Genomic DNA, 21,194 nt, shown 5'->3' on the forward strand with positions numbered 1-21,194 from the left:
CTACCTAATGCATAAGCATGCTACGGTAGGTCTCTTTTTGCTACTTTAAGGTGCCATCTCTTTTCAAGAAAACCCCTATTTGCTTGAGCTGGCAAAGCAGCACCCCTCGCTTTACATCTTCCGGGTCTTCCTCCATCGACACATAATAGGAAAGTGGGTCTCGTTCCAAATCATCTTCATCATCGACAACCTTTTTTAAGAAATACGTTTCGATATGTAAATCTTTAAGCATCAACGTTCACTCCTGGGAAAAAGGAATCTCCACTACAGCGCGAGATTCCATCAATATATTCTTATCTCATATGAGAAACACCACTGCCCATTCCTGTACGAACCATGTCCAAAAAATAATCCTTATGATCAGGATGGCAGGCAATGAAATACGGCTCGTCACTCATACCTGTAAAATCATTCCCTTGAAAATCAACAACGACGCCCCCAGCTTCTTTCACCATTAAAATGCCAGAGTACAAGTCGTCGCCTTCCGAGTTATAAAGGATAATACCGTCAATATCCCCTTTAGCGAGCATACACCATTGCAACGTCGGTGCCCACGTTCTCATCATCCGTTTACAATTTAAATCAATGTATTGTCTTAAGTTTACCGCTGTCTCTTCATGTTGGACACGATGACCTTGGATCCAAGCGACATTAAATTTTTTCGGGTTGTCCCTCTTTTTCACGTTTAATACTTGGTCATTACAATAAGTACCTCCATGCAAGCTTGACACAAACAACCGATTGACAATCGGCTCATGGATGACACCTAAAACGGGCTCATGCTTATACATAAGGGTAATTGAAGAAGAGAATACCGGAAAACCAATCGCATAATTATTTGTACCGTCTAACGGATCAATTTGCCATAACCAATCACTTTTTTTGCCGTTGTCACCCGCTTCTTCGCTATGCACTTGATGTTCTGGGAAAGCACGAGTAATTTCTTTTAAAATGATCTCCTCCGCTAAATAGTCTACTTCCGTGATCACGTCACCATGATCGTCTTTTTCTTCTAGGCTTATGAGTTTGTCAAAACGATCCTTTGCCATGTTCCCTGCTTCTACAATGACTTTGGTTGCTAGGGATTTTGCTGCGGTGAGTGTTTTTTCCATTTTGAGCCTCCATTATCATATCTATTTCATTAAAGCTTTCGTCAAAACTTCAAACTCCGCTCGGTCCAGTGCAATCTCGCCAGCTCGAACAATACCAGCGCCTCCTCCAGAAAACATCATCCGCGCTTCGTCTTCCACCAAATCCTCCAAGTCCTCTACTTGCCTCATATCCCGTCGTGCATCGTAAATGGTTACACCCGCCACTCCGTGTTTCTTTAACTCCTTTAATAATGGCAACGTGATCTTGGACGTTGGTGTATATCCTAACACCATGAGCCCTTGTAAACGTTGAATCCAAGCTGAAAAATCCGCAAAAGATGACACTTTCTTCAGTGAGAAATATTCATCGTCTGTATGAATCAGATGAGACGGTAAATAGCCAATCATCTCTAATTCCTCACCATTGATAAGATATCTTCCAGAAACGCCGAGCAAACATTGCAGTGAGGCGTCTTTAAATTGTTTGATTGCATTTTTTGTATGCTGCAATGTATCAAGACTTGTGACAACGCCAATCCAGGATAAATTGCTCTCATCATTTAATGTGCGCAACGCCTGTATCATCGCTTGTTCATCACCATCGATCCTTACGTTCATATCAGCAAACTTAGCGTATTGAACGATATCTCGGTCAGGAAATAATAGTTTGAACTGCAAACAGTATTCGTTCCCGTTATCGGCGGTATGGATTAAGTTTTCCATGTTACAACTTGCATAGCCGTAACGACTCCTTATCGTCTGCTTAATCTCGCGCAACTTTTGTCCCGCATAATGCCCTTTGACTAAATAACCCATCACTTCACCGCTTGACAGATAATCCGCATAAATGTCCATGTTAAAGTCAGACGTAAAGCTCTCAAGGACTTGTTGTTTGCTTAAATGTCTTTTCGATACATGAACAATTTTTAGGTCGTGACGGTCAAGCTCTGTGATAAATTCTTCATCAATGCCCTTTCTCACACCATCTGGTTTTAATATCGCGAGTCCATGTTCTTGTTTCATATTCATTTTATATCCTTTCTCATACTTAATGAGAGGGGCGCCCCTCTCACTTTATCAATCATAATTCTCTTCCCGCTAACACAATCCCGTCCTCATCCACATACACATAATAGCCGTCTCTCCAACTTACACCACCAAAGTCAACGCCGGCCCCGACCTGGCCCTTACCTTCCTTCTTACTTTTATTCGGCAGCGGGCCTCGTGCATAGATGCCGATATTCATTGCCGCTAACTCTGCGGTGTCTCTGACGTATCCGTTAATAATGATTCCAACAACACCTGCATCCATCGCAATTTGTGCCACTTTATCACCTAAGAGCGCACAACGACTTTCTTCGCCCTTACCATCTACGACAATGACATTACCGGGACTTGCTTTCGCCAATGTCTCTTTCACAAGCACATTGTCTTCAAACACATCCACTGTTGTAATCGGTCCAGAAAATTTGTGCACGCTTCCAAAAGATTTTACGATTCCTGGCTGTAAAATTTGTAATTCACTTACGTAATCGTCACATACGTCTGTTGTTTTAAATGACATGTTCATTCCTCCTAAGCTAGACTTCGTCTCCTACAAATCTTTGCGTATGCTGGCCCACTTGGCTATTTCACGCGCGCCTCAAACGTCATGATTTCACTGCCTTCTGTTGGCGCTTTCTCATGTTGATAATCAGCAGACACTGTAATATCCTTAAAGCCGATTTTTTCTAGCACAAGTCTAAATTCTTCAATGCCGTACCACCGCAATGGGAATTGCTCCAACTCTGTTTCAATCAACTTTTTATCGCGCCATTTTTCATACTTATGGTGCGTGGTCGTCGTTTGGTTCATGAAATCAACTTTAACTAGGTTTGATTCTAGTGTAATTAGATCGCCAGCTGTATTTTCCCATGTCCGGACAGAGGTTTTCCCTGTCTCAAAATCGGTTGGAATAAATACATCAACGATCAATCGCCCACCCGGTTGTAAGTGGTTGTAAAAACATTGTAGCGCCTGTATTGACTTCTCACGGTCAGTAAGTAATAAAAAAGATCCTGTCGGCACAATAATTGCTTCATATTTATCCGACGAAGTAAAGCAAGACATGTCTCCTTCCGTTAAAGAAGGGGTTAACTCCCGCTCTGCACAATACTTCCGGCACAATTCTAACATGTCAGGTGAATAGTCAATACCATCTACATCAAAGCCTTCCTCAAGTAGTGGAATTAAAATGCGCCCTATCCCGACAGCAGGCTCTAATATTTTTCCGCTTACATTTTTTAAGCGTTCTCTATAGTATTCTACATCACCGAAAGAACGACCAATTGGTTTGTCTAAATCATATACTTCTGTCGATAGTTTACTATAAAAATTGTACATAAGATATCTCACTTCTCTCTATATAGTATCCAGAGAAAATCTTTGTCGTCTCCATCAAGAGTTTAAATAAGAGGAAATATTTGACCTATTATCAGGGTCACATCTCCTCGTTATCCGCTTTATTAACGCTCTTGACAAGACATGACAAGATTCCTATTGTTTTTATGCTAAGCTTTTTGTACGAGAAAAGCAATAGCGTCTAGCAAATTTTTTACTCAATATAGCGCCAAATATGCACAACCTTGGGGCTAAGTGCCCCAAGGTTGTGCAATTCTATTCTACCTCTTGACGCATACGGCGTCTTCGTGAGATGAGTCTCAAAGACGCACCGAGTAGGACAACTGTGACACCAGCCAGCCCATACACCCACGCATTTGTCGCGGTATTCGGCAACTCCTTGCCCTCTTTTGCTTCTTTCGCTCGTTCGTCTATGTCTGCTCGTTCAACTTTCACAGGCGACTTTTCCAAGGTTTCTAATACATTACCTGAGTCTTTCTGATGGTCCTTTCCTACAGCTCCTGGACTTACCGGACCCACTGTGTCTTCTCGGTCAATCGGGTCTTCCGGATCCACTGGATCTGCTGGATCTACCGGGTCTTCCGAATCAACAGGATCTAGCGGATCCACCGGATCTACTGGATCCACTGGGTCTACCGGATCTACCGGATCCTCTGGGTCTATTGGGTCCATCGGATCCTCTGGGTCTTCTGGATCTACCGGGTCTTCTGGATCCACTGGGTCCACTGGATCTACCGGATCTACCGGGTCTACCGGGTCTACTGGATCTACCGGATCTACTGGGTCCACTGGGTCTATTGGGTCCACTGGGTCTACTGGATCTACCGGATCTACTGGGTCCACTGGGTCTATTGGGTCCACTGGGTCTACCGGATCTACTGGGTCTACTGGATCCACTGGGTCTACTGGGTCCACTGGGTCTACTGGGTCTACCGGATCTACTGGGTCTACTGGGTCCACTGGGTCTACTGGATCCACCGGATCTACTGGATCAATAGGATCTACAGGGTCTACTGGATCCACCGGCTCTACTGGGTCAATCGGATCTACTGGATCCACTGGATCTACCGGGTCTACTGGGTCTATCGGATCCACTGGATCTACTGGGTCTACTGGGTCCACTGGATCTACCGGGTCCACTGGGTCTACTGGATCCACTGGATCAATAGGATCTACAGGGTCTACTGGATCCACCGGATCTACTGGGTCCACCGGATCTTCTGGATCCACTGGGTCTACTGGATCCACCGGGTCTACTGGATCCACTGGGTCTACTGGGTCCACCGGATCTTCTGGATCAATCGGGTCTTCTGGATCCACCGGATCTACTGGATCCACTGGGTCTACTGGGTCCACCGGATCTACTGGATCCACCGGGTCTACTGGATCCACTGGGTCTACTGGGTCCACTGGGTCTACTGGGTCCACCGGATCTACTGGATCCACCGGGTCTACTGGGTCCACCGGATCTACCGGATCAATCGGATCTACTGGATCCACTGGATCTACTGGGTCTACCGGGTCCACTGGGTCTACTGGATCCACTGGGTCTACTGGATCCACTGGGTCTACTGGGTCTACTGGGTCCACTGGGTCTACTGGATCCACTGGGTCTACTGGATCCACTGGGTCTACTGGGTCTACTGGGTCCACTGGGTCTACTGGGTCTACTGGGTCCACCGGGTCTACTGGGTCCACCGGATCCACTGGGTCTACTGGGTCCACTGGATCCACCGGGTCTACTGGATCCACCGGATCTACCGGATCCACTGGCTCTACTGGATCTACCGGATCGTCAATTGAATCAAACAGTCCAGACTCCCATTCCCTATCAGCCAAACTGCGATCAAAGTTTACCCGCACATGACTAGCTTTATTCCCTAATTGTGTCCAATCTGCACGTCCATCTGTATAAGCAAATTTGATTACATGATCACCATCTACTGCCAAATTATAATCAAATGAGAACTGAATGTTATCGCTGTAAAACCTATTTTCTTCATCGATTAAGAACACTTCATAATTTAATTCTTCGAGTATACCTTGCACATCTAAGTATAGGCTTTTTGTCTCACGATCCAACACAAGGTGGTTATACACAGCGTCAGTCACACGTGCTGCCTCGCTCCCAGGTAAATGATTGGCGCCAATCATCTGGTTCCCTTCTGCATTCTTCACAGGCAAACCCATCACTAAAGTAAATTTGTCGCCGTCTTTTTTCCAAGCCTTTTCCAATGCGTCAAACAACGGCTGCGAGAATTGTACATTATAAGTCAATCGTCCAATTTGATTCATATCTAGATAGGTATCTCTACGCGTATTAATAAAGTTTAGATGGGAATAACCTTGCGCTTCATCTTGCTCTAGCAAGTACCGGCTCAAATCAAGATCAATAAGGTTTTCGCGCGCTTCACGTTGAAATAATGGTTCACTTTGATATTGCTCCTCCGTTTTTACTTCCGCTATGGCTTCAACGTCGTCTCTCACTCCCTCTTGTGCATGTAAAGCGCGCTCATTTTTATCGACATCGTGGTCCTGCTTTACGTGTTGCGCTTGTTCTTCGTCATATTTAGCTTCTTCCATTTCGGTTACTTCAACTTCTTCTATTGCCTCTTCATCTTCTTCACTTACTACGTCCTCGGCTTCCTGCTCTTCTTCAACCTCATTGAAACTTTCCTGTTCTGTCTTTTCTTCGTTAAACTCAACTTCTGGCGATTCTTCATTTTCACTAAGCAGCAATTCTTCATTCACATCAACATTTTCTTCCAAAGATTGTTCCTCTACTTCTGCAATCGCAACGATTTCCATGTCTTCATTTCGTTCTTCTGCTGCATGGGCGTCTAGACTTGTTGCTGAGACAGCCACAGTGGTCGCCATTGTCACAGCACTTACGTGTTTTACAAACTGTGCACGCCTTGACCGGTTGCGATTCATCTTCGCTTTGTAATTATAATTTCGCTTCACATTGTTTCCCCCAAAAATTCATTTTCTCAGCCTATATTAATCAACCTAACGATACCACACAATATGATTCTATGAAACGACATAATTTTAGTTCGAAAGACCTAACAATGAATTCAGAACGAAGGACTTTTGACCTAACAAAGATTCTATCATTCGCTATTTTCACTTTAATTACTATATAACTTAAATAACTTATCTATTAAAAAATGCTTCTCTCTTTATTGTCATTGCTCTACCAACATGTTATACTGAGCCGTGATTCATTTTAAATCATTCATGCCTTTGTAACCTTATTTCGCGTCTATTTAAACAGCCTTAATCATCACCTATGGAGGGAACAGACATATGAAAAAAGTAGTGACAATTGCGGCTACTGGACTATTTATTTTATTATCTGGCTGCAATACGACAGACAAACAAGACGAAGAAAAAGCACAACCAGAGAGCGCGTCAACAAGTGATACTGTTGTAAAGATTGAAGCAGCCATTGCAGCACCTTTATCTTTAGAAGAAGCACTTACTGATGCTGATCTCGTCGCTGAAGTAAAGATTCAAGAAATCGTTGGGGAAGTCGAAGAGACGTTACCGAAGACCATTTTCTCGGCCGAAGTGACAAATGTCCTCAAGGGAAAGGAAGAGCAAAAAACAATTAAACTCTTTCAAAATGGAACGAAGGAAATTGGATTCAATGACAACGAGCTATTTAGCGAAGGAGATACATATGTTTTATTCTTAAATGAGACTTCCTCTTCTTCTGAAGCCGATTATTGGATTCAAGGTGAAGAAACGGGCATGTATAAAGTCTCTGGTGACACACTCGTCAAACAAGCATTGCCATACGAAGCGCTTGCACCTTTAGAAGTACAGACGCTTAAAAGTGGATCGGAAAGTGACGTACAACAAGTTTTGGATAAAAACCGCTTTTATGAACTGATCACTGAAAAAGGAGGCAACAAATGATGAAGAAAATGAAACGCGCGTTCCTACTGCTTGTTGTGTTATTGTTTGTATTGCCACCGAAAGGAATCGAGGCCCATCCAGAAGAGACATGTCGGGCTGGTGGCGAGGAAATAGGCTGGAAAATTGGCTGTGGTGGTGGATATGGTCATATTGGTCCACATGAACGACGGATGGCATATGACATGTCTAAACTACCAGCAGAGTACCAATCAATCGTCGTTGAAGGTGCGAAGCGCTGGAATGATACAGGAATTGTAGACTTCCGCGAAGCCGCTGTGGGGCAAAAAAGTACTGGAACAATGGACGTATATAATGATGAAGAGACCTCTGTCATCGCTGCTGTTTGGGTTCAAATCAATTATGAGGATCATTTCAATCGTTACGGTAATTACCGTACAAACCATATTAAAAGTTGGGAAATGAAGTTTAACCTTGCCCAAACGACACATCGCTCCTTTGAAGAGAATGCTGCGGTCGCAGCACATGAGTTTGGCCATACCATTGGATTACACGATCTCTATGAAAAACATAATTCAGAGAAATTAATGTATGGTTATATGACACCGGCACAGCATTCCCCAACAAAGAAGGATATTGAAGGTGCGTTGGAAGCAGTAAAGTAATGCGTTAAGCTAGTATGTAAGGTGTGAAAACAGGCTACGAACAGCTCGAAGACATTGTGATTGAGACGATACAGAATAATGAAGTGACTGTCGTTGGAACATTGGAACCGTGGGAGGAAAGACCGTAAGAACCTCCTTGACACTAGGAATTCCCTACATGTATACTAATATCAAACAATACGTACAATCATAATGACCACGGGCGTACACACCCATGGTCATCGTAGGAAGCGACTCATAAAAAGGTCGCCCTGCAGTGGATGATACTGACCCACCGTAGAGTTGAGCGCTCAACTCTACGGTGGGTCTAGTTATGTCGCAATCTCTTACACTTCCCCTACACATCGCAACGTCTTGCTCGCAATATCCTCCCGACAAAACAACCCTTCACAATCAATCGTATTCACAATATGATAGGCTTTCTCTCGCGCCTCTGTAAATGTACGGCCTCTTCCTGCCCCTAACAGCACACGTCCACCGTTCGTGCGCCACACATTTTCTCTATAAGTTGTACCTGCATGGAAAACGAGTCCTTTTTCTGCTGCTGCCTCGATCCCTTGTATCGGCGCGCCCTTTTCATATGCGCCAGGATAGCCGGTGCTCGCTAACACAACACCAACAACGGCTTCATCTGACCACGATAGGGCCGGTTTTTCCCCAGAAAGTAAAGTAAGCATCACTTCTACAAGATCAGATTCGAGTCGCGGTAACACAACTTGTGTTTCTGGATCCCCGAAACGAACATTAAACTCAATCACTTTCGGTCCAGCTTCCGTTAACATGAGGCCTGCATATAAGATTCCTGTGAACGGGCGGCCTTCTCGTACCATCGCTGTTGCAGTTGGATTTAAAATCGTTTCTGTAATTTGTGTGACAAGGTCAGGCGGGCAATGTGGCACGGGCGAATAAGCACCCATCCCGCCCGTGTTAGGTCCTTTGTCGCCATTGAACGCACGCTTATAGTCTTGAGCGGGCACCATTGGTATGACTGTTTCTCCGTGGACAAACGCCATAAGAGAGACTTCCTCACCTTGCAAGCATTCCTCGATGACAACCGTTTCGCCTGCTTCTCCAAAGGCGCGCGTACTCATCATCGTCTCTAGCGCTCGCAATGCCTCTTCTTCGGTTGTTGCGACCGTAACCCCTTTTCCCGCCGCAAGTCCATCTGCTTTAATGACAATTGGTGCCCCTTGTTGCTGGACATAACGAACAGCCTCATCATAATGAGAAAATGTCATCGACTTCGCTGTTGGGATATTGTAACGGTGCATAATCTCTTTTGCATACGATTTCGACCCTTCAAGCATAGCCGCCTCTTTGCTCGGACCAAACACAGCTAACCCAGCTTCTTTAAACGCATCAACAATACCGGCAAGTAGCGGCACTTCTGGTCCAATCACAGTCAATCCAACTTGATGCACCTTGGCAAAGGAAAGCAATTGATCAACGTCATTTTCCTCAATTGCGACACACTCAGCAACTAATTTTATCCCGTCATTTCCTGGTGCAACATAAACGGTGTCAACCCTTGCACTTTGACCCAATTTCCACGCCAATGCATGCTCACGCCCACCTTGACCAACAACAAGTACATTCATATCAATAACCTCCCTCAATGTTTAAAATGACGAATGCCGGTAAAGACCATGGCCATCCCATGTTTGTTAGCTGCGTCAATTGAGTCTTGGTCACGTACCGAACCACCAGGTTGAATAATTGCTGTAATACCTGCTGTCGCTGCGAGCTCAATTGTGTCTGCCATCGGCAAAAACGCGTCTGAAGCGAGGACGGCCCCAGCAGCACGTGGTCCTGCCTGGTGAATGGCGACATTCGCAGCACCAACTCTGTTCATTTGTCCAGCACCAATACCAAGCGTTTGTTTATCATCCGAAAGCACAATCGCATTCGACTTCACATGTTTGACGACATGCCAGCCAAATTGCAATGCAGCCCATTCCGCTTGTGTTGGTTCTCGTTTTGTCGGAATGGTGCAAACCGCATCGGCAAACGATAAATGATCTTCTTCTTGGATCAAAATACCGCCCCCTACCGATGTCACACTCTTGGCGACGAACCCTGTTTGCAATGGCACCACTAATAGACGGAGATTTTTTTTCTTCATTAAAAGTTGTTGCGCTTCTTCTGAGAAACTTGGTGCAATGATGACTTCTAAAAATAAGTCCGCCATTTTTTGGGCCGTATCTATATCGACCTCACGATTTAACGCAACGATACCGCCAAAAATGGACGTCTCATCAGCCTCGTACGCCCTCATGAACGCCGCCAAAATCGTTTCCCCTGTTCCAACACCGCATGGATTCATATGTTTCACTGCAACAACAGTTGGTAACGTAAATTCCTTCACAAGTGCTACTGCGCTATTCGCATCTTGAATGTTGTTATAAGATAACGCTTTGCCATGTAATTGGTTTGCTTGTACAAGTGAACTGACTGGTGCATCAGCCGACGCATAAAACGATGCTTGCTGATGAGGGTTTTCTCCATAGCGTAACGACTGGTTATGCGTATATGTCAACGTCAACGATTCTGGTTCAGTTTCGCCAACAGCGTCTGTCAAATAGGTAGCAACACGCGCATCGTAGGCGGCTGTATGCCGGAATGCTTTTGCCGCTAATTTTTTTCTTAACGAAAGAGGCGACACGCCATCCGCATCGAGTGCTTTCAATACAGTCGCGTAATCAGCAGGATCAACGACAACCGTCACGGCCGCATGATTTTTTGCTGCCGCGCGGATCATGCTCGGCCCACCGATATCAATTTGTTCGATGGCTTCCTCAAGCGTCGTCCCTTCTTTTGCAATCGTTTCTGCAAACGGGTATAAATTGACAATGACATAGTCAATCGGTTCAATATCATGTTGTTGCAGTTGCGCCATATGAGTCGGCACCGTTCGTTCGGCAAGAAGTCCACCGTGAATATGTGGATGGAGCGTCTTCACCCGTCCCGCCAGCATTTCTGGAAAACCAGTCACTTCAGCCACACTCATTACAGGAATGCCCGCCGCTTGTAACACTCGAGCTGTACCCCCTGTCGACACAATCTCGACTCCTTTTGTGGCCAGTGCTTGCACAAATGGGACCAGCCCCTCTTTGTTTGATACACTGACAAGTGCTCGTCTCTTCATCGTTTGACCTCCGCCTCCGTCATCAATAGTTGTTGTATACATGTAGGGTATAACGCATGCTCCACTGCTTTGATTTTCTTTGTTAATGTCTCATGTGTATCTTCTCGGTCAATCGGCACAGTTTGTTGCATAATGACAGGGCCAGTATCCATCCCTGCATCGACATAATGAATCGTCACGCCGGTTTCTTGCACACCGGCTCGCAAAGCTTGACCAACTGCATCTAGTCCGGGGAAGTTCGGCAAGAGTGATGGATGGATGTTTACGATCCGCCCTTCGTAGTGCGCCAGAAGTGTTGGACCGACGAGACGCATGTATCCTGCTAAAAGAATAAAGTCGACCGCCACTGCTTGCAAGCGTTCCAGCACTGCTTGTTCATACGCCGTTTTGGACTGAAATGTGCGCGGGGAAAACCCATATGCAGGAATATCGTAAGATGCGGCCATTTGCAATACATCTGCTTTCGGGCGGTCGCTCACAACCGCAACCACTTCTCCACCAAGCACGCCCCGTTTCGCAGCTTGAATGAGCGCTCTAGCATTCGATCCCGTTCCAGAGGCGAAAATCGCAAGCTTCACGTGTCAATCCCTCCTATGGTCATCTCTCCACCATGCGTCACACGACCGATCATATACGCAGATTCGCCATGTTCAGAAAGGGTTTGTAATACTTCTTGGTGTCTGCCTTCCTTCACAATGAGCACCATGCCAATGCCCATATTAAACGTATGGAACATGTCTACGGCAGAAAGGTGCCCCACTTGTTGCAGGAGGGAGAAAATAGGCGGCACCGGCCAAGAGCCGTAGTCAATCTCAACACCTAGTCCATTCGTCAATGCGCGCGGGATATTTTCATAAAATCCCCCACCAGTAATATGTGCCGCTCGGACAATCAATTTTTTTTGTATGCATGCAAGCATTGGCTTTACATAAATTTTTGTCGGTGTGAGCAGCACTTCTCCAAGCGTCTGTCCAAGCGAGTCAATCGTTTTAGCTAACGGCCAGCCACCATCTTCTAAAAATACTTTCCGAACGAGCGAGAAACCGTTGCTATGCAAGCCACTAGATGTCAAACCAATGAGAACATCGCCGGCTTCCATCTCCTCACCTGTTAAAATATCACTTTTTTCAGCTGCGCCCACCGCAAAGCCAGCGATATCATATTCTTCTGCCGCATACATACCCGGCATCTCAGCCGTTTCCCCACCAATCAGTGCGCACTGAGCTTGAACACAACCATCTGCAACCCCTTTAACAATCGCCTCTATTTTAGTCGGTGCTAACTTTCCGCACGCAATGTAGTCTAAAAAATATAACGGGGCTGCGCCTTGTACAATAATGTCATTGACGCACATCGCCACAACATCTTGCCCGATCGTATCATGTTGATCAAGCATGAACGCAAGCATCAGTTTTGTCCCGACACCGTCCGTTGCTGAAACGAGTACGGGTTGTTTTAAGTCGAGCGCCGATAAGTCAAACATGCCGCCGAACCCACCAAGACCACCAAGCATGCCCCGGCGCTTCGTTCGAGCAACATGACTTTTCATTCGTTCCACCGCTTCATAGCCAGCTTCAATGTTCACACCGGCTTGCTTGTATGCGTTTACCAAAGCGCTTCCCCTCCGATAGATGTTTACACACTCATTTGTGATACTTGACGCTTGTTAATATTCGTCGGATATTCTCCAGTGAAACACGCAAGACATTGTCCGCAATCTGGCATTTCTTGCGAACGACCAATGCCTGACTTTAATCCTTCCACCGACAAGAAAGCAAGTGAATCTGCTTCCATCCACGCGCACATTTCCGGAATCGTATACTGGGCGGCAATTAACTCGGTCGATGTTGAAATGTCAATTCCATAAAAACATGGATGTTTAATCGGGGGCGCCGCAATCCGAACATGCACTTCTTTCGCACCTGCTTCGCGAAGCATCCGGACAATGCGACAACTTGTTGTGCCACGTACGATCGAATCATCAATCATGACAACACGCTTCCCTTCCACCACACCACGGACAGGAGATAACTTCATTTTCACCCCTTGTTCGCGTAACGCTTGCGACGGTTGAATGAACGTCCGACCAACGTAACGGTTTTTAATTAACCCGAGCTCATACGGAATTCCTGTTTGCTCAGCATAACCAATCGCTGCTGAAATGCTAGAATCGGGCACACCAGTCACGATATCTGCCTCAACAGGCGCCTCCAGCGCCAATTGCTTCCCGAGGTTTTTTCGCGCTGTATGCACATTAATTGTGTCAATATTACTGTCGGGACGGGCGAAGTAAACATATTCCATACTGCACATGGCTGGATCTTCATCTACTAACACCGACTCACTTTGCATGCCTTCATCACGAACAACAATGAGCTCACCTGGTGCAACATCGCGCACAAACGTCGCCCCAACAATGTCTAATGCACATGTTTCTGAAGCGACAACGTACGCGTCGCCGAGACGTCCCAGCGCTAATGGGCGCAATCCATGTCCATCTCTGGCAATGATGAGCGCTGATTCGGTCATGACAACAACTGCAAATGCGCCTGTTAGACGCGCGAGTGCCGACTTAAGCTGGTCGGCCACATTTTCTTTTCCACTGCGCTTCATCAAATGCGCAATCACTTCTGTGTCTGAGCTTGATTGAAAGATCGCGCCTTCTGCCTCAAGTTTCTGACGCCACTCTTTCGCGTTTGTTAAATTACCATTATGCGCAAGGGAAAGTCCACCTGCTTCGGCGTTAAACAACAGTGGCTGGACATTGGCATAACCACCACCACCAGCGGTCGCATAGCGAACATGACCAATCGCCGCACGCCCCGATAATGTCTTTAAGCTAGCAGGCGTAAAGACGTCATTGACTAATCCGACACCTTTATGAGCACGTAACGTTTCTTGATTAGAAACAACAATACCCGCCCCTTCTTGCCCACGATGTTGTAAGCTATGGAGCCCATAATATGTCATTTGCGCGGCTTCAGGATGATCCCAAATTGCAAATACACCGCATTCCTCGTTCAGTCCTTTGATTTCAGCAAACACGGGACCGACCCCTTCCATGCTGTGGCAAGTTCCTGTTCCGTCATTTCAACAAATGATGTCCCATTGATTTCGAGCGAGAGCGTCGGCGCCTCTGTCACCACACCAATACGGACCGCCGCCGGCACTATATCTTCAAATTGGTGCTGTTTATCTGGATGTACTGTAACAAGGAAACGAGACTGGCTTTCTGAAAACAAGACAGTTGTGGCGTCACCTGTTAGTGCGACAGCCAAACCAAGCGAGCGACCGATCATTTTTTCCGCTAAAGCAACCGCGAGTCCACCTTCAGCAACGTCGTGTGCGGAAGCGACCAAACCCGCTTCAATTGCCGCGAGGAGCGCGTCTTGGCGCTCTTTTTCTACTGTTAAATCAAGTGATGGCGGCGCACCAAATGATTTCCCTTCAAGCATTTTTTGCAACTCACTGCCACCGAATTCCAGCTTTGTTTCGCCAATAACATAGACAATATCGCCCGCTGTTTGCACGTGCTGTGTCGTGATATGGGCCAGGTCAGAAATGAGACCGACCATCCCCACAACCGGCGTTGGATAAACGGCCATGCCACTCCGCTCATTGTATAGCGACACATTGCCACCGATCACCGGTGTCTCAAGCACGCGACATGCTTCGCTCAACCCATCGGTTGATTGTTCCAGTTGCCAAAAGATTTCGGGGCGTTCAGGATTCCCGTAATTTAAGCAATCGGTCACACCAAGCGGACGCGCACCAGAGCAAACGATGTTCCGCGCTGCCTCAGCAACTGCAATTTGTCCGCCAATTTTCGGATCGAGGTATAAATAACGTGCGTTACAATCGGTTGTCATCGCTAGTGCCTTATTCGTACCACGAATGCGCAACACCGCCGCGTCAGACCCTGGGGCAACGACGGTATTCGTTTGCACCATATGATCATATTGTTCATACACCCATTCTTTGCTCGCAATTGTCGGCTGTTTCAATAATGATCGCAGCGTTTCTTGATGATCCGTCACTTCCGGTACATACTGCGCCATTGCTTGGAACTCTTTATAATAGGAAGGAACACGTGATTCTGAGTGATATACTGGCGCATCTTCCACAAGAGCATCGACCGGCACATCAGCAACAACTTCTCCGTGATGAAGCAATCGTAAGCGCTTGTCATCCGTCACACGACCGACGGCAACTGCATGTAACTGCCACTTTGCTAAAATCTCCTCAATTTCATGCTCGCGTCCTTTTTTGACAACGAGTAACATCCGTTCTTGCGACTCCGATAACATCATTTCGTAAGCTGACATCCCAGCTTCCCGCTGCGGTACCGCATCTAAATTCATTTCAATTCCCGAACCGGCTTTACTTGCCATCTCTGCCGACGATGATGTCAATCCAGCTGCCCCCATATCTTGCATACCGACTAACGCATCGCATTGACTTATTTCTAAACAAGCTTCAAGCAATAACTTCTCCATAAACGGGTCACCGACTTGCACTGCCGGACGTTGTTGCTCAGAGGCTTCGCTTAGTTCTTCTGAAGCAAATGTCGCCCCGTGAATCCCGTCACGTCCGGTGGCAGCACCGATATACATGACCGTGTTGCCAACCCCTGTCGCGCGTCCGCGCTGAATATCAGCGTGATTAATTAAACCAACGCACATCGCATTGACAAGCGGGTTTTCCGCATAGCACGCGTCAAAATGTACTTCTCCGCCGACTGTAGGGACGCCAACACAATTTCCGTATCCTGCAATTCCGGCAACGACTTGTTCAAATAAATAGCGCGTCTTCGGTGATGTCAATTCCCCAAAACGAAGTGAGTTCAAGAGCGCAATTGGACGCGCGCCCATCGAAAATACATCGCGTAAAATACCACCAACACCCGTCGCTGCGCCTTCGTATGGCTCAATTGCTGATGGATGATTATGACTCTCGATTTTAAATACAACCGCTTGTTCATCACCAATGTCAATAATCCCTGCACCTTCACCCGGTCCTTGCAATACATGCGTACCTGTTGTCGGGAACTTTTTCAGTAGTGGTTTAGAATGCTTATAACTACAATGCTCCGACCACATCACGGCAAACAATCCCGTTTCGGTAAAATTAAGTGGCCGTCCGACCTTTTGAACCGCACGCGCATACTCTTCTTCTGTTAGGCCCATTTCCAAATAAAGCTTTTCTTCTTGTATATGTGCTGGACTCACTTCAAGCCGTTGTGACATGCGTCTCCCTCCAATTACGAAGCATCGACTGAAATAACAACAAGCCGTCGTCACTTCCAAGTAAAGATGCCACCGCTCGTTCCGGATGCGGCATCATCCCAAGGACATTACCGGTCTCATTCGTAATACCGGCAATCCGTCCCTTTGAACCATTTACATCAGACGCATAGCGGAACACAATTTGGTTGTTCGCTTCTAATCGCGCAAACGTTTCGTCATCACACTCATAGTTTCCTTCACCATGCGCAACTGGGATCATGAGTTTTTGGCCCCGTGTATAGCCGGCTGTAAAGGCGATTGCATCATTTTCTACAATCAGTTCCGTCGTCCGGCAAACAAATTTTAACTGACGGTTTCGCTTCATCGCCCCTGGTAACAACCCTGATTCTAGTAAAATTTGAAACCCGTTACACACCCCTAAGACAGGTTTTCCTTCTGCTGCTGCTTGCTTCACGGCCGCCATAATCGGTGCAAACCCGGCAATTGCCCCGGCCCGCAAATAATCGCCGTAAGAAAAACCACCAGGAAGTAAAACGGCATCAAACGGTGCCAGCGAGCGCTCTGTATAATGAACGTACGCTACTTCTTCCTTTAAACCGTCACGAATTGCATAGTACATATCCGCATCACAGTTAGAACCTGGAAAGACAATGACCGCAAATTTCATGTGGACACGACCTCCTCCACTTCATAGCGGTAATCTTCAATGACCGTGTTCGCAAGTAGTTTCTCACACATCTCTTGAACGCGCGCGGTGACATTGTCGACATCCGTTAACGATAGTTCAATATATTTTCCAACCCGCACCGTCTCGACCTCATTGTAAGCCATCGTGTGTAATGCTTGTTTCACTGCACCACCTTGTGGATCAAGTACGCTTTCTCTTAACGTCACATACACTTTTACTTTATACATTGATTGGCCTCCTGTTTCAGCGTTCGGAAATCAGTCATCACAAGCCGGAATTGTTGTCCGTTGACGCTGATTCCTCTCTGATTCTCGGTTCTCATTTCTGGAATCATACGAAATGAAACTGCTAGATTTCAGTGCTTCTCTACTTTACCCTTGCTTTCTCTAACTGCTGGAAGTACTTAACCGCGCTAAAATCTCCTCATACCCCTCTTGCAAGTTTCCTAGTTCATGACGAAACAAATCCTTATCTAGTCGGGCACCTGTTTTCTCATCCCATAAGCGGCACGTATCAGGAGAAATCTCATCTGCGAGTAATAATGCACCTGTCTCTGTCTTGCCGAATTCTAGCTTAAAATCAACGAGTATGACGCCGAGGCGAGCAAATAACGACGAAAGTAATTCGTTTACACGCAAAGCTTGTTCTTTCATCCGCGCCACTTCCGCTTGTGAAGCCGCCGCAAGAATGGCGATATGATCTTCAGTTACGAGCGGATCCCCAAGCGAATCATCTTTATAGCAAAATTCTACGAGGGGCTCTGCGAGTTGCATTCCTTCCTTCAAACCAAGACGATGGGCCAGACTACCAGCCACTTTGTTACGAACGATCACTTCAAGTGGAATAATCGTGACGCGTTTTACAAGTTGCTCTGTTGCCGACAACTTTCGCACAAAATGAGACGGGCATCCTTTTTCCGCTAATGTTGTAAAAATCATGCTTGAGATCTCGTTATTTAACCGCGCTTTCCCCTGCAAAATTGCATGCTTCTCGCCATTAAAAGCTGTTGCCTCGTCCTTGTATGCAACCCATAACAACTGTGGATCATCGGTCGTATATAGTTTCTTTGCTTTCCCTTCATAACAAAGTGCGCCCTTTTGCATCAACAACTCCCCCTATAAGCCGAGACGTTCAAAAATTGTATCGACATGCTTCATATGATGCGTTGGATTAAAGCACTTCTCTAACTCAGCTACTGGTAACACAGCTGTAATTCGCTCATCTGCAACGAGCAAGTCGCGGAATGACAACCCGTGCGCCCACGCTTCCATTGCTTTTGGTTGTACAAGATCATACGCTTCTTCACGTACCATCCCTTCGTCAATTAAGCGTAACAACACGCGTTGAGAATAAATTAAGCCATATGTCCGATCCATATTGCGTTTCATATTTTCCGGGAACACTGTCAAATTTTCCACAATGTTACTGAAGCGATGGAGCATGTAATCAAGTACAATTGTTGCATCAGGTAAAATGACGCGTTCTGCCGAAGAGTGAGAAATGTCGCGCTCATGCCATAAGACGACGTTATCGTACGCGGTATTCATATACCCACGCATGAGACGAGCAAGACCGGTCATATTCTCAGAGCCAATCGGGTTCCGTTTATGCGGCATCGCCGACGAACCTTTTTGTCCTTTCGCGAAAAATTCCTCGACCTCACGTAGCTCACTTTTTTGTAGCCCGCGAATTTCAACGGCCATTTTCTCGATTGACGTTGCAATTAACGCAAGCGTCGCCATATAATCAGCATGTCGGTCTCTTTGCAGCGTTTGTGTTGAAATCGGCGCGGCCCGCAAACCGAGCTTTTCGCACACAATCTCTTCAATACGTGGATCAATGTTCGCGTACGTTCCGACTGCCCCTGACAATTTACCAACGCGTACCCCTTCAGCGGCAGCCGTAAAACGGGCGATATTACGTTTCATCTCTTCATACCAAAGCGCGAGCTTTAAACCAAACGTCGTTGGCTCGGCATGCACCCCGTGTGTTCGTCCAATCATAACGGTATATTGATGTTCACGGGCTTTAGACGCTAATACGTGCAAAAACCGCTCTAATCCAGTCGCAAGACGTTCATTTGCTTGTTTCAATAGAAAAGAAAGTGCGGTATCAACGACATCTGTTGATGTTAATCCGTAATGTACCCACTTACACTCCTCGCCAAGTGTTTCTGAAACCGCCCGTGTAAAAGCAACGACATCATGATGTGTTTCCGCTTCAATTTCTAAAATCCGGTTCACATCAAAACGCGCGTCCGCTCGAATTTTCTTTACATCTTCCGCGGGAATAATGCCCATTTCCGCCCACGCTTCACACGCCGCAATCTCGACTTCCAGCCACGCTTGGTAGCGGTTCTCATCTTTCCAAATTGCACCCATCTCTTCTCTTGTATACCGTTCAATCATCACACTGCCTCCATCTCTACATCCACTCTAATGTAACGCTTTTTTGCGCCAAAACGCGTTCAATATTTCTAAGCACCCATCCGTATCATTACCGAGCACGGTGACATGTCCCATTTTTCGTTGGTACTTGACGTGTTTCTTACCATATAAATGTAAATAAGTCGAGACAGCACGAGCAGGTTGCTCTGGTACTTCATATATACGATCGCCGAGAATGTTTTCCATCACTGCCGGTGTTTGTAGCGTCGTATCACCAAGCGGCAACCCACAAATTGCCCGGATGTGCTGCTCAAATTGTGAGGTTTTACATGCTTCTATTGTATAATGCCCGGAATTATGAGGTCTAGGCGCAAGCTCATTCACGTAGAGTGTCCCATCTTTTTTAACAAACATTTCTACTGCGAGCGTCCCAACAACATTTAGCCCTTCTGCTAAACGACGCGCAAGCGCTTGTGCTGATGCTGCTGTCGCCGTCGAAATCCTAGCAGGCACAATTGTCCGATGTAAAATATTGTCGCGGTGTTCATTTTCGGCGACCGGGAACATGGTTATTTCCCCATGAACGGAGCGCGTCACAATGACAGAGATTTCTTTAGAAAAGTCCACTTTCTCCTCTAACACAAGCGGTCCATGCTGCAACAACGAGACGGCGGCTTCACGCAACGCACTTGCATCATGCACTACGACTTGTCCTTTCCCGTCATACCCACCGAGACACACTTTTAAAATCGCAGGAAATCGCATATTTGTTGCAGCAAGTGCCACATCATCGACCGACAAAATCGTCATGTAACGGGCAACAGGCACACCGAGACGTGTAATTGCCGCTTTCTCCTGCAATCGGTGTTGTGTTGTTTCTAATACGTCCACTCCTTGCGGAAAATATCCGTGCGCACGCACGTCGCGTAACGTAGCTGCATCGACGTTTTCAAACTCATACGTTACGACATCACTTATTTCAGCAAGCGCCCGCATCGCTTGCTCGTCATGGTAGGGTGCGACAATTACTTCATCTGCCACTTGTGCGCATGGGCTGTCACCATCTGGATCTAGCAATGCAATGCGATACCCTATTTCTTTTGCCGAAAACGCCATCATCTGACCAAGTTGTCCGCCACCGATGATACCGATCGTCGCACCAGCATCGATTATCTTCATTCTAAATCACCGCTCATGCATACGACATTTGCGGCAATCTCATCGCGTCGTTTTTGCAGTCTCGCGCGAATGTCGTGATCTTGGACAGCCAATATTTGCGCCGCCAGCAAAGCTGCATTTGTCGCGCCAGCCTTACCGATGGCAACGGTTGCCACCGGAACACCGCCAGGCATTTGCACAATGGATAGCAAGGAGTCGATCCCTTTTAATGATTGCGATTCAACCGGGACACCAATGACAGGCACAAGCGTTTTCGCTGCCACCATCCCTGGCAAATGCGCGGCGCCACCTGCGCCCGCGATGATTACTTTTAAGCCTCGATCCTGTGCCTGCTCGGCGTACATAAACATTTGATCTGGTGTACGGTGTGCAGAAACAACCTTCTTTTCATAAGGAATACAAAGCGCCTCTAATACTTCGCACGTATACTGCATTGTCTTCCAATCAGAGGTACTGCCCATAATAACCCCGACCACTGGTTGCATGCTGATCCCCCACTTTATTTTTTTCC

Annotated in this window: 20 protein-coding genes; 2 read left to right on the forward strand and 18 right to left on the reverse strand. The window is 46.6% G+C overall.

Going from position 1 to position 21,194, the window contains the following annotated elements:
• Positions 1-40 precede the first annotated feature (40 nt).
• The 6 genes from BLT29_RS10955 to BLT29_RS13150 form a co-directional block, all read right to left on the reverse strand.
• A complete protein-coding gene (locus tag BLT29_RS10955) occupies positions 41-232 on the reverse strand; it encodes a hypothetical protein (protein WP_090776367.1) in 192 nt (63 codons plus the stop codon).
• Positions 233-293: 61 nt separating this feature from the next.
• On the reverse strand, positions 294-1,112 hold the full coding sequence (locus tag BLT29_RS10960; RefSeq protein ID WP_090776368.1) for an inositol monophosphatase family protein: 819 nt from the start codon (positions 1,110-1,112) through the stop codon (positions 294-296).
• 21 nt (positions 1,113-1,133) lie between these two features.
• Positions 1,134-2,114 (reverse strand): nucleoside-diphosphate kinase, encoded by a 981-nt coding sequence (locus tag BLT29_RS10965; protein WP_176763899.1) that lies wholly within the window; start codon positions 2,112-2,114, stop codon positions 1,134-1,136.
• 58 nt (positions 2,115-2,172) lie between these two features.
• Entirely contained in the window at positions 2,173-2,655 is a 483-nt protein-coding gene (rraA, locus tag BLT29_RS10970) for a ribonuclease E activity regulator RraA (protein WP_090776370.1), read from the reverse strand.
• 62 nt (positions 2,656-2,717) lie between these two features.
• A complete protein-coding gene (locus BLT29_RS10975; protein WP_090776371.1) occupies positions 2,718-3,473 on the reverse strand; it encodes a class I SAM-dependent methyltransferase in 756 nt (251 codons plus the stop codon).
• A 273-nt stretch (positions 3,474-3,746) separates the two neighbouring features.
• Positions 3,747-6,455 carry an LPXTG cell wall anchor domain-containing protein gene (locus BLT29_RS13150; RefSeq protein ID WP_141769888.1) on the reverse strand — a complete coding sequence of 903 codons (2,709 nt, stop codon included), beginning with the start codon at positions 6,453-6,455 and terminating at the stop codon, positions 3,747-3,749.
• 345 nt (positions 6,456-6,800) lie between these two features.
• On the opposite strand from BLT29_RS13150, the gene BLT29_RS10985 reads away from it, so the two are divergent.
• Entirely contained in the window at positions 6,801-7,415 is a 615-nt protein-coding gene (locus BLT29_RS10985; RefSeq protein WP_090776372.1) for a hypothetical protein, read from the forward strand.
• Positions 7,415-8,038, forward strand: coding sequence for a zinc metalloprotease (locus BLT29_RS10990; protein WP_141769889.1), 624 nt, complete (start codon positions 7,415-7,417; stop codon positions 8,036-8,038). Before BLT29_RS10985 ends, BLT29_RS10990 begins: the two co-directional genes overlap by 1 nt.
• Positions 8,039-8,364: 326 nt before the next feature.
• On the opposite strand, the gene purD is transcribed toward BLT29_RS10990, so the two are convergent.
• From purD to purE, 12 genes are all read right to left on the reverse strand, one after another.
• Positions 8,365-9,636 carry a phosphoribosylamine--glycine ligase gene (gene purD, locus BLT29_RS10995; RefSeq protein WP_090776374.1) on the reverse strand — a complete coding sequence of 424 codons (1,272 nt, stop codon included), beginning with the start codon at positions 9,634-9,636 and terminating at the stop codon, positions 8,365-8,367.
• A gap of 14 nt (positions 9,637-9,650) precedes the next feature.
• Entirely contained in the window at positions 9,651-11,183 is a 1,533-nt protein-coding gene (gene purH, locus BLT29_RS11000; RefSeq protein WP_090776375.1) for a bifunctional phosphoribosylaminoimidazolecarboxamide formyltransferase/IMP cyclohydrolase, read from the reverse strand.
• Positions 11,180-11,761: a phosphoribosylglycinamide formyltransferase gene (purN, locus tag BLT29_RS11005; protein ID WP_090776376.1), complete on the reverse strand. Its 582-nt coding sequence runs from the start codon at positions 11,759-11,761 to the stop codon at positions 11,180-11,182. The genes purH and purN overlap by 4 nt, the downstream gene beginning before the upstream one ends.
• Positions 11,758-12,795: a phosphoribosylformylglycinamidine cyclo-ligase gene (gene purM, locus BLT29_RS11010; protein WP_090776377.1), complete on the reverse strand. Its 1,038-nt coding sequence runs from the start codon at positions 12,793-12,795 to the stop codon at positions 11,758-11,760. The genes purN and purM overlap by 4 nt, the downstream gene beginning before the upstream one ends.
• A gap of 23 nt (positions 12,796-12,818) precedes the next feature.
• Positions 12,819-14,228, reverse strand: a complete 1,410-nt coding sequence (purF, locus tag BLT29_RS11015) for an amidophosphoribosyltransferase (RefSeq protein ID WP_090776378.1) — start codon at positions 14,226-14,228, stop codon at positions 12,819-12,821.
• Positions 14,204-16,429: a phosphoribosylformylglycinamidine synthase subunit PurL gene (gene purL / locus BLT29_RS11020; protein ID WP_090776379.1), complete on the reverse strand. Its 2,226-nt coding sequence runs from the start codon at positions 16,427-16,429 to the stop codon at positions 14,204-14,206. Before purL ends, purF begins: the two co-directional genes overlap by 25 nt.
• On the reverse strand, positions 16,413-17,096 hold the full coding sequence (gene purQ, locus BLT29_RS11025) for a phosphoribosylformylglycinamidine synthase subunit PurQ (RefSeq protein ID WP_090776380.1): 684 nt from the start codon (positions 17,094-17,096) through the stop codon (positions 16,413-16,415). The genes purL and purQ overlap by 17 nt, the downstream gene beginning before the upstream one ends.
• On the reverse strand, positions 17,093-17,344 hold the full coding sequence (gene purS / locus BLT29_RS11030; protein WP_090776381.1) for a phosphoribosylformylglycinamidine synthase subunit PurS: 252 nt from the start codon (positions 17,342-17,344) through the stop codon (positions 17,093-17,095). The genes purQ and purS overlap by 4 nt, the downstream gene beginning before the upstream one ends.
• Before the next feature lie 159 nt (positions 17,345-17,503).
• On the reverse strand, positions 17,504-18,220 hold the full coding sequence (purC, locus tag BLT29_RS11035; RefSeq protein WP_141769890.1) for a phosphoribosylaminoimidazolesuccinocarboxamide synthase: 717 nt from the start codon (positions 18,218-18,220) through the stop codon (positions 17,504-17,506).
• 12 nt (positions 18,221-18,232) lie between these two features.
• Positions 18,233-19,525 carry an adenylosuccinate lyase gene (gene purB / locus BLT29_RS11040; RefSeq protein WP_090776383.1) on the reverse strand — a complete coding sequence of 431 codons (1,293 nt, stop codon included), beginning with the start codon at positions 19,523-19,525 and terminating at the stop codon, positions 18,233-18,235.
• Between the two features lie 27 nt (positions 19,526-19,552).
• The gene (gene purK, locus BLT29_RS11045; protein WP_090776384.1) at positions 19,553-20,683 is read right to left on the reverse strand and encodes a 5-(carboxyamino)imidazole ribonucleotide synthase; all 1,131 of its coding nucleotides are present in this window, start codon (positions 20,681-20,683) and stop codon (positions 19,553-19,555) included.
• Positions 20,680-21,168 (reverse strand): 5-(carboxyamino)imidazole ribonucleotide mutase, encoded by a 489-nt coding sequence (purE, locus tag BLT29_RS11050; RefSeq protein WP_090776385.1) that lies wholly within the window; start codon positions 21,166-21,168, stop codon positions 20,680-20,682. The genes purK and purE overlap by 4 nt, the downstream gene beginning before the upstream one ends.
• Between the last annotated feature and the right edge of the window lie 26 nt (positions 21,169-21,194).

Origin of the sequence: Shouchella lonarensis, assembly GCF_900096965.1 — a bacterium.
GTDB lineage: Bacteria > Bacillota > Bacilli > Bacillales > Bacillaceae_D > Shouchella > Shouchella lonarensis.

What these genes read in the sequence shown, in the direction of transcription:
- BLT29_RS10955 (WP_090776367.1), bottom strand. Translation starts at nt 232, where the DNA reads ATGCTTAAAGATTTACATATCGAAACGTATTTCTTAAAAAAGGTTGTC.
- BLT29_RS10960 (WP_090776368.1), bottom strand. Translation starts at nt 1,112, where the DNA reads ATGGAAAAAACACTCACCGCAGCAAAATCCCTAGCAACCAAAGTCATT.
- BLT29_RS10965 (WP_176763899.1), bottom strand. Translation starts at nt 2,114, where the DNA reads ATGAAACAAGAACATGGACTCGCGATATTAAAACCAGATGGTGTGAGA.
- rraA (WP_090776370.1), bottom strand. Translation starts at nt 2,655, where the DNA reads ATGTCATTTAAAACAACAGACGTATGTGACGATTACGTAAGTGAATTA.
- BLT29_RS10975 (WP_090776371.1), bottom strand. Translation starts at nt 3,473, where the DNA reads ATGTACAATTTTTATAGTAAACTATCGACAGAAGTATATGATTTAGAC.
- BLT29_RS10985 (WP_090776372.1), top strand. Translation starts at nt 6,801, where the DNA reads ATGAAAAAAGTAGTGACAATTGCGGCTACTGGACTATTTATTTTATTA.
- BLT29_RS10990 (WP_141769889.1), top strand. Translation starts at nt 7,415, where the DNA reads ATGAAGAAAATGAAACGCGCGTTCCTACTGCTTGTTGTGTTATTGTTT.
- purD (WP_090776374.1), bottom strand. Translation starts at nt 9,636, where the DNA reads ATGAATGTACTTGTTGTTGGTCAAGGTGGGCGTGAGCATGCATTGGCG.
- purH (WP_090776375.1), bottom strand. Translation starts at nt 11,183, where the DNA reads ATGAAGAGACGAGCACTTGTCAGTGTATCAAACAAAGAGGGGCTGGTC.
- purL (WP_090776379.1), bottom strand. Translation starts at nt 16,429, where the DNA reads ATGTCACAACGGCTTGAAGTGAGTCCAGCACATATACAAGAAGAAAAG.
- purQ (WP_090776380.1), bottom strand. Translation starts at nt 17,096, where the DNA reads ATGAAATTTGCGGTCATTGTCTTTCCAGGTTCTAACTGTGATGCGGAT.
- purS (WP_090776381.1), bottom strand. Translation starts at nt 17,344, where the DNA reads ATGTATAAAGTAAAAGTGTATGTGACGTTAAGAGAAAGCGTACTTGAT.
- purC (WP_141769890.1), bottom strand. Translation starts at nt 18,220, where the DNA reads ATGCAAAAGGGCGCACTTTGTTATGAAGGGAAAGCAAAGAAACTATAT.
- purB (WP_090776383.1), bottom strand. Translation starts at nt 19,525, where the DNA reads ATGATTGAACGGTATACAAGAGAAGAGATGGGTGCAATTTGGAAAGAT.
- purK (WP_090776384.1), bottom strand. Translation starts at nt 20,683, where the DNA reads ATGAAGATAATCGATGCTGGTGCGACGATCGGTATCATCGGTGGCGGA.
- purE (WP_090776385.1), bottom strand. Translation starts at nt 21,168, where the DNA reads ATGCAACCAGTGGTCGGGGTTATTATGGGCAGTACCTCTGATTGGAAG.